6 protein-coding genes (1 of these 6 cut by a window edge) are annotated in these 7,495 nt (G+C 73.4%); 5 read left to right on the forward strand and 1 reads right to left on the reverse strand.

Annotated features, from left to right (window positions below):
• The 5 genes from purL to purH are packed head-to-tail and all read left to right on the forward strand — an operon-like array spanning position 1 to position 6,832.
• On the forward strand, positions 1-2,193 hold the full coding sequence (gene purL / locus QN152_05865) for a phosphoribosylformylglycinamidine synthase subunit PurL (GenBank protein ID MDR7539047.1): 2,193 nt from the start codon (positions 1-3) through the stop codon (positions 2,191-2,193).
• 8 nt (positions 2,194-2,201) lie between these two features.
• Complete coding sequence (gene purF / locus QN152_05870) at positions 2,202-3,644, forward strand: amidophosphoribosyltransferase (GenBank protein ID MDR7539048.1); 1,443 nt, start codon at positions 2,202-2,204, stop codon at positions 3,642-3,644.
• Positions 3,644-4,672: a phosphoribosylformylglycinamidine cyclo-ligase gene (gene purM, locus QN152_05875; protein ID MDR7539049.1), complete on the forward strand. Its 1,029-nt coding sequence runs from the start codon at positions 3,644-3,646 to the stop codon at positions 4,670-4,672. Before purF ends, purM begins: the two co-directional genes overlap by 1 nt.
• Complete coding sequence (gene purN / locus QN152_05880) at positions 4,672-5,286, forward strand: phosphoribosylglycinamide formyltransferase (GenBank protein ID MDR7539050.1); 615 nt, start codon at positions 4,672-4,674, stop codon at positions 5,284-5,286. Before purM ends, purN begins: the two co-directional genes overlap by 1 nt.
• A 7-nt stretch (positions 5,287-5,293) precedes the next feature.
• Entirely contained in the window at positions 5,294-6,832 is a 1,539-nt protein-coding gene (gene purH, locus QN152_05885) for a bifunctional phosphoribosylaminoimidazolecarboxamide formyltransferase/IMP cyclohydrolase (protein MDR7539051.1), read from the forward strand.
• Positions 6,833-6,834: 2 nt separating this feature from the next.
• Here the strand turns inward: purH and QN152_05890 are convergent, their stop codons facing one another.
• Positions 6,835-7,495, reverse strand: partial view of a DUF92 domain-containing protein gene (locus QN152_05890; protein ID MDR7539052.1) — the 3' portion only. Its footprint extends 125 nt past the window's final position; only the last 661 of its 786 coding nucleotides appear in the window; its start codon lies off the right edge, out of view; it ends in the stop codon at positions 6,835-6,837.

Below are 7,495 nucleotides of genomic sequence, written 5' to 3' on the forward strand. Positions count from 1 at the left end.
GTGGTGGCGGCGTCGCGCACAGAGGCTCCGGTTCTTGCGGAAGCGGCGGCCCGATACGGGCTGGCCCCTCTGGACGAGGCGGTGGCGCGCGTGGCGCTGGGGCGGGCGCCCAACCCCATCGAGGCACGGTGCCTGGCGGTGATGTGGTCCGAGCACTGCGCCTACCGGCACTCCCGCCAGGTCCTGCGCCGGCTGCCTGCAGGCGGGGACGGCGTGCTCCAGGGTCCGGGGGAGAACGCCGGGGTGGTGGCCCTGGGCGGGGGGTGGGCACTTGTCTGGAAGATGGAAAGCCACAACCACCCCAGCGCTGTCGATCCCTTTAACGGGGCGGCCACCGGCGTGGGCGGGATCATCCGCGACGTCCTGGCCATGGGGGCGCGACCGGTGGCGCTGCTGGACGCGCTGCGCTTTGGCCCGCTCACCGATGCCTGCGCCCGCCGCCTCGCCAGAGGCGTCGTTGGCGGCATCGCCGCCTATGGCAACAGCGTGGGCGTGCCCACCGTGGGGGGCGAGCTGGCCACGGATCCCGCCTACGCGGAGGCGCCGCTGGTCAACGTGGCCTGCCTGGGTCTGGTGCGCACCGTCGGGATCGTCCGCGGCCGGGCCGCCCCGCCGGGTGCGGTCCTCCTCTACGCCGGTGCTCCCACCGGGCGGGACGGGATCGGCGGGGCGGCGTTTGCCTCCGGCGTCCTGGACGCCGCCGCCGAGGTCCGGGACCGCTCCGCCGTCCAGATCGGGGACCCGTTTTCAGGTAAGTGCCTGATCGAGGCGACCCGGCAGGCGCTGGCCACCAGGCGCGTCCTGGGCCTGCAGGACATGGGGGCAGGGGGCCTCGCCTGCGCCGCCGGGGAGATGGCTGCCAGGGCGGGTACCGGAGTGGTCCTGGACCTGGATCGCGTGCCCCTGCGGGAGCCGAACCTGGCTGCGGCAGAGGTGCTGCTGTCGGAGTCGCAGGAGCGGATGCTGCTGGCGGCGCGGCCCGCCGACGCGCCATCGCTGGCGGCCATCTACCGTCGCTGGGGGCTGGAGGCGGAGGTGGTCGGCCATGTCACCGCGGACGGGTGGTTTCGGGCTCAAACCGGCGGGGTCACCGTGGCCGACCTGCCGGTGCGCCTGTTGACGGCGGCTCCGGAGCGGCACGTCGTCCCCACCCCGGCCGCGGTTCCGGCTCCGCCCCGGGTACGCACCGTGCGTCTGGAAGAGGCGCTGCTGGCCCTGCTGGCGGCACCGGAGGTGACCAGCGCGGCACCGATCTACGAGCAGTACGACCACATGGTCCAGGTGCGCACGGTCGTCCGTCCAGGCAGGGGGGCCGCGGTCCTGCGGCTTCCGGAACTGGCCCCGGAGGGCCTGGCGCTGACGGTAGACGGCTGCGGCCGCTGGTGCGCCGTCGACCCTTACGGAGGCGGGGCGGCTACGGTGATGGAGGCGGCGGCCAACCTGGCCTGCGCCGGGGCGGAGCCGCTGGCGGTGACAGATTGCCTGAACTTCGGCCGCCCGGAGGACCCGGAGGTGTTCTGGACCTTCGTCCAGGCTGTGGAGGGTATCGCTGCAGCCTGCCGGGCGCTGGGGGTGCCGGTGGTGGGGGGCAACGTCTCCTTCTACAACGAGGGTCCCTGTGGCCCGATCCTGCCTACCCCGGTAGTAGCCATGGTGGGCCGCGTGCCGGAGGTGGCCGCCCCGGCGCGCGTGGCCGAGGGGGACCTGCTCGTCCTGTTGGGGTCCGCCGCACCCGGCCTGGGGGGATCGCTCTACGCGCGGGCGCTGTGGGGCGCGCTGGCCCCGGGCTTCCCTCGCCCGGACCTTGACGCCTCCGCCCGGACCATCGCCTGCGTGCGCCAGGCGGTCCGCCGCCGCCTGGCCGTCTTCGCTCACGACGTCAGCGCCGGGGGACTGGCCGTGGCCCTTGCGGAGTGCTGCCTCATCCTTGGCAGGGGCGCCGAGGTTTCCCTGCCGGGCCCCGGCGACGCTGTGGACCTGTTCGGCGAGGGCGGGACGCGCGTGGTCTGCGCGCTGGCCCCGCCGCACCTGGAGCCGCTCCAGGCGCTGGCGGCCGCGTGCGACGTGCCCTTCCTCCGGCTCGGCCGTCTTGTCGGGAGCCGGCTGCGCCTGGCCGGACCGGGCGGCGCGCGGGTCGACCTCTCCCTGGCCCGCCTGCGGCGCGCCTGGGGGGCTCTGGCCCGGCTGCTGTGAGGGAGGCCGTGGAAAGGCGCCTGTGGAAGGAGGAGTGCGGCGTCGCTGCGGTTCTCTGCCGCGACCGGACCACGCTGGCGGGGCCGCTTCTGCACCTGGCGTTATACGCGCTGCAGCACCGCGGCCAGGAGAGCGCGGGGATGGCCGCCTCAGACGGTTGCCGGCTGTGCGTGCACCGCGATCTGGGCCTGGTGGCGCAGGTCTTCACCCCCCAGGCCATCCGGGCGCTGGAGGGGTGGCTGGCCGTGGGGCACGTCCGCTACGCCACCATGGGGTCGGCCACGCTGGCCAACGCGCAACCCATCGTCGTCCCCTCACCCTGGGGGCCGCTGGCCGTGGTGCACAACGGCAACCTGATCAACGCCCCGGTGTTGCGCCGCACCCTGGAGGGGACAGGCTGCGTCTTCACCTCCAGCACCGACACCGAGGTGATCGCCCACCTGATCGCCCGGGCCCCCGCTGCCACGTTGCTGGAGGCGGTCCGCTACGGGATGCAGCGCCTGGAAGGGGCCTTCACCGTAGTGCTGCTTGCGGGTGAGACCATCCTGGGATTCCGCGACCGCCACGGCATCCGCCCTCTGGTCCTGGGAGGTGGGCCCGGCTTCTGGATGCTGGCGTCCGAGACGTGCGCCTTCGACCACACCGCCGGGCAGCCCTACCGCGAGGTCGACCCAGGGGAGCTGGTGGTCTGCACGGCGGATGGTGCCCGAGCCCTCCCTGTGCTGGAGGTCCACCGCCGCGCCCACTGCGTCTTCGAGTACATCTACTTCGCCCGACCGGACACGGCGCTGTTCGGGCGCAACGTGCACCAGGTGCGCCGCCGCATGGGCCGCATCCTGGCCCGCGAGCACCCGGCCGCGGCGGACCTGGTGGTGCCCGTCCCCGACTCGGGAAGCTCGGCGGCCATGGGCTATGCGGAGGAGGCCGGCCTCCCGCTGGAGATCGGCCTGATCAAGAACCGCTACATCGGCCGCACCTTCATCGAGTCCAGCCCGGCCGTGCGCCAGGCCGGAGTGCAGATCAAGCTCAACGCCGTGCGCGAGGTGGTCCGGGGGAGACGGGTGATCCTGGTGGACGACTCTATCGTCCGCGGGACGACCAGCGCCCGCATCGTCGCCCTGTTGCGCCGCGCGGGAGCCCGCCAGGTCCACATGCGCGTCAGCAGCCCGCCCATCCGCTTCCCCTGCTTCTACGGGATCGACACCAGCAGCCGCGGTCAGCTCATCGCGGCCACGCGCTCGGTGGAGGAGATCCGTGCGTACCTGGGAGCCGACTCGCTGGGCTACCTCAGCCAGGCGGGGCTGGTAGAGGCGCTGGACCTGCCTGCCCGGGTGCTCTGCCTGGCCTGCCTGGACGGCCGGTACCCCACGCGCGTACCCACCGAAGAGGAAGCCGGACGCGCCGCGCTGGAGCGGGAGACGGTGCAGGGCGGGGCTCCCGCGGCGACCTAATGGCGCACGCGCTGACCCACCGCGTGGCGCGTCCGCTGACCTACCGCCGGGCCGGTGTTGATGTGGCGGGCAAGTCCCGCCTGCTGGAGGCGCTGGGCCCGCTGGTCGCCAGGACCCTTGGGTCGGATATCTCCCCCTGGGGCGGGTTCGCGGGGGTGCTGCGCCTGCCCGGGGGAGCGGACCGCCTGGCCCTCACCGTCGACGGGGTGGGCACCAAGACGCTCCTGGCCCGCCGCCTGGGCCAGGACCGTATGGTCGGCGCGGACATCGTGGCCCACTGCGCCAACGACCTGGCCGCGGCCGGTGCCCGACCGCTGGGATTTGCGGACTACGTTGCCATGGGCCGCCTGGACGCCGCAGTGCTGGAGGCGCTGCTTGAAGGGATGAGCGAGGCCTGCCGCCGGCTGGGGATTCCCCTGGTCGGAGGGGAGACCGCAGAGATGCCAGGGGTCTACCGGGAGGGCGCCTACGACGTGGCCGGGGCCATGGTCGGTCTGGTGGATGCTGAGCTGGGCCCGGCACAGGTCCGGCCAGGCGACCGGATCATCGGGCTGGCCTCCACCGGGCTGCACACCAACGGTTACAGCCTGGCCCGCAGGCTGGTCGAAGGTCGGGACCTGCGCCGGCACCGGGCCGCCCTGGGCGGATCGCTGGGGGAGGCGCTGCTTGCGCCACACCGCTGCTACGCGCCGGCCCTCTGGCGGCTCTTCGCCGCGCTGCCGGTGCACGCTGCCGCCCATATCACCGGAGGGGGGCTGCCCGGGAATATCACCCGGGTGCTGCCGCCCCGCCTTCAGGCGCGCCTGGAGCCAGCCTGGCCCGTCCCTCCCATCTTCCCCTTCCTGCAGCGGCTGGGGGCGCTGGACCAGGAAGAGATGCGTCGGGTGTTTAACCTGGGCGTGGGCATGGTACTGCTGGTCGCCCCCGCAGATGCGCCGCGCGCGCTGGCGCTGCTGCAGGAGGCAGGGGAAGAGGCCTGGCCGGTGGGGGAAGTCGTCCCCGGGGAGCGAGGGGTGGTGTTCGGCTGATGCGCATCGGGGTGCTGGTCTCCGGATACGGCTCCAATCTCCAGGCGCTGCTGGACGCGGCCGCGGCAGGAGCCCCTTACACCGTGGCGGTGGTCATCGCTAACATCGCCGGCGCACCCGCCCTGGAACGCGCGCGGCGGGCGGGGGTGCCAGCGCACCTGGTGGAGCACCGGGGCCGGTCGCGGCGGGAGTTCGAGGCAGACCTGTTGCGGCTGCTGCGTGAGGCCCGGGTGGACCTGGTCTGCCTGGCGGGTTTCCTGCGCATCCTCTCTCCCTGGTTCGTCTCGCACTTCCGCGGGCGCATCCTCAACATCCACCCGGCGCTCCTGCCGGCATTCGGGGGCCGCGGTATGTACGGCCTGCGCGTGCACGAGGCGGTGCTGGCCTCGGGGGCGCTCCGCAGCGGGTGCACGGTCCACCTGGTGGACGAGACGGTAGACGGGGGATCAATCCTGGCCCAGGCCACCGTCCCCGTCCTGCCCGGAGATACTCCCGAGACCCTGGCCGCCCGCGTCGCCCAGGCCGAGCACCGGCTCTACCCGGAGGTGGTAGGAGAGGTCGCCTCCGGCCGGCTCCTCCTCAAGGTACGCGTCGCCCCAGCCGCAGGAGGATGAGGTGAGGATGAGGGATCCCAGCCGTCGCGCCCTGCTCAGCGTCTCGGACAAGAGTGGCCTAGTGCCCTTCGCCGCCGCGCTGGCAGAGATGGGGTTTGAGCTGATCGCCACAGAAGGGACCGCCCGCGCGCTGGAGGAGACCCACCTCCCCGTGACCCGGGTCTCGGCGCTTACGGGGTATCCCGAGCTGCTGGGGGGTCGGGTAAAGACCCTGCACCCGGCCATCGCCGCGGCGATCCTGGCCGGCGGGCCCGAGCACCTATCCGAGCTGGCCGGCCACGGCATCCGGCCCATCGACCTGGTGGTGGTCACGCTGTACCCCTTCGAGGAGGCGGCGGCGCGCGGGGAGCGCCTGGAGGACCTCGTCGAGTGGATCGACATAGGGGGAGTCACCCTGCTGCGGGCGGCGGCAAAGAACTGGCGGCGTGTGGGCGCAGTCTGTGATCCGGCCCAGTACGCGCCGGTGCAGCAAGAGCTGGCGCATGGCGGCTTCCTCTCGGAGCAGACGCGCCGCGAGCTGGCCGCGCGCGCCTTCGCTCGCGTCGCTGCCTATGACGCGGCCATTGCCGCCCGTCTGGCCGGCGAGGAAGCTTTCCCCGACCCGCTGGTCCTCGTCTACCGGCGGCGCGCCCTGCTGCGCTACGGCGAAAACCCCCACCAACGGGCGGCGCTGTACACGGTGCCAGCGACGCCACCCGGCGAGGTGGCTGGTGCCGAGCTGCTGCAGGGCAAGCCCCTCTCCTACAACAACCTGGCCGACCTGGACGCGGCCTGGGCGGCAGTACAAGAGCTGGCCCCGCCGGCGGCAGTGGTGGTCAAACACGCCACACCCTGCGGCGCGGCGCTGGGGGCCACCACGGCCGAGGCCGTGCGGCGTGCCGTTGCCGCCGATGCCACCTCCGCGTTCGGTGGCATCCTGGCGGTCAACGCTCCCGTGGACCCAGAGGTGGTGGATGCCCTGGGGAGCCTCTTCCTGGAAGCATTGATCGCCCCGCAGGTCACAGACGGCGCCAGGCACAGGCTGGCCGGGCGCAGGAACCTCCGCGTGCTTCAGACTCCTGTAGGAACTCTGGCCCCTGCTGCCTCCCCGGCGGCCCGGGTGGTGCGCTCCCTCCCCGGGGCACTGCTGGTGCAGGACGCCGATGCGGCCGGCCTGCCCCGGGAGGAGAGGGTGGTCACACGCCGCACCCCCACGCCCCAGGAGCTGGCGGACCTCCGCTTCGCCTGGCTGGTCTGCAAGCACGTCCGCTCCAACGCCATCGTCCTGGCCGCGGGCGGGCAGACGGTGGGAGTGGGAGGCGGTCAGACGAGCCGGGTGGATAGCGTGCGCCTGGCCGTGCTCAGGGCCGGTGCGCGGGCCCGCGGCAGCGTGCTGGCTTCCGACGGGTTCTTCCCCTTCGCCGATGGGGTCAAGGAGGCTGCGGTCGCCGGGGTCACCGCCGTCATCCAGCCAGGAGGGTCGGTCCGCGACCGGGAGGTCGTGGCCGCAGCGGACGCCCACGGGCTGGCCATGGTCTTCACCGGGGAGCGGCACTTCCGCCACTAGGGTCATCGGGAGAGAAATGCCGCCACCACTGCCCCCACCGCGGTGGCGGCGATGTTGACCACGTCGTTGGTCACCCACCGCCATCCTCCGGCCAGCCGCCGCTGGGCGCCGCAGGTGCACGCCTGCGCCTCTCCCTCCTGGCCGCAGGCGGGACACCGGTAGCGCGCCTGCAGGGTCGCCCCCAGGAGGCTGTCAACCAGGAATCCGGCCACGCCCCCAGTGACGATCGGGGCGATCCCCAGGGTGCTGGCCGAGATGACAAGCCGCCCCAGGATAGCGGCGACCAGGGCCCCTCCCACGCCGCTGGCCGTGCCCAGGGGAGTGATCCCTCCGGAGCGGCCCCGCGGGACGACAGCGCCCGTGGTGATCAGCCGTGGCATCCGCCGGCTGAGCAGGCCAAGCTCCGTGGCCCAGGTGTCCGCGGCGGTGGCGGCCATGGCACCAACCGCTGCAGGGAGCGCCCGCGGGGAATCGAGGATGGCGCCGGCCAGGGCGGCCACCGCGGGAACGGTCCCGTTGGCCAGGACCTGGGCGGCGGACCGACCGCGGCGATGCTCCGGCTGCAACTTCTCCCCGCGTCGGTACCAGGTGAGCAGGCCCGCACCCACAAACGTCCCTACCAGCGTAACCGTCAACCCCCATCCCCCGGCCAGCAGCACCACA

Source organism: Armatimonadota bacterium, assembly GCA_031459715.1.
GTDB classification, from domain to species: Bacteria; Sysuimicrobiota; Sysuimicrobiia; order Sysuimicrobiales; family Humicultoraceae; genus Humicultor; species Humicultor tengchongensis.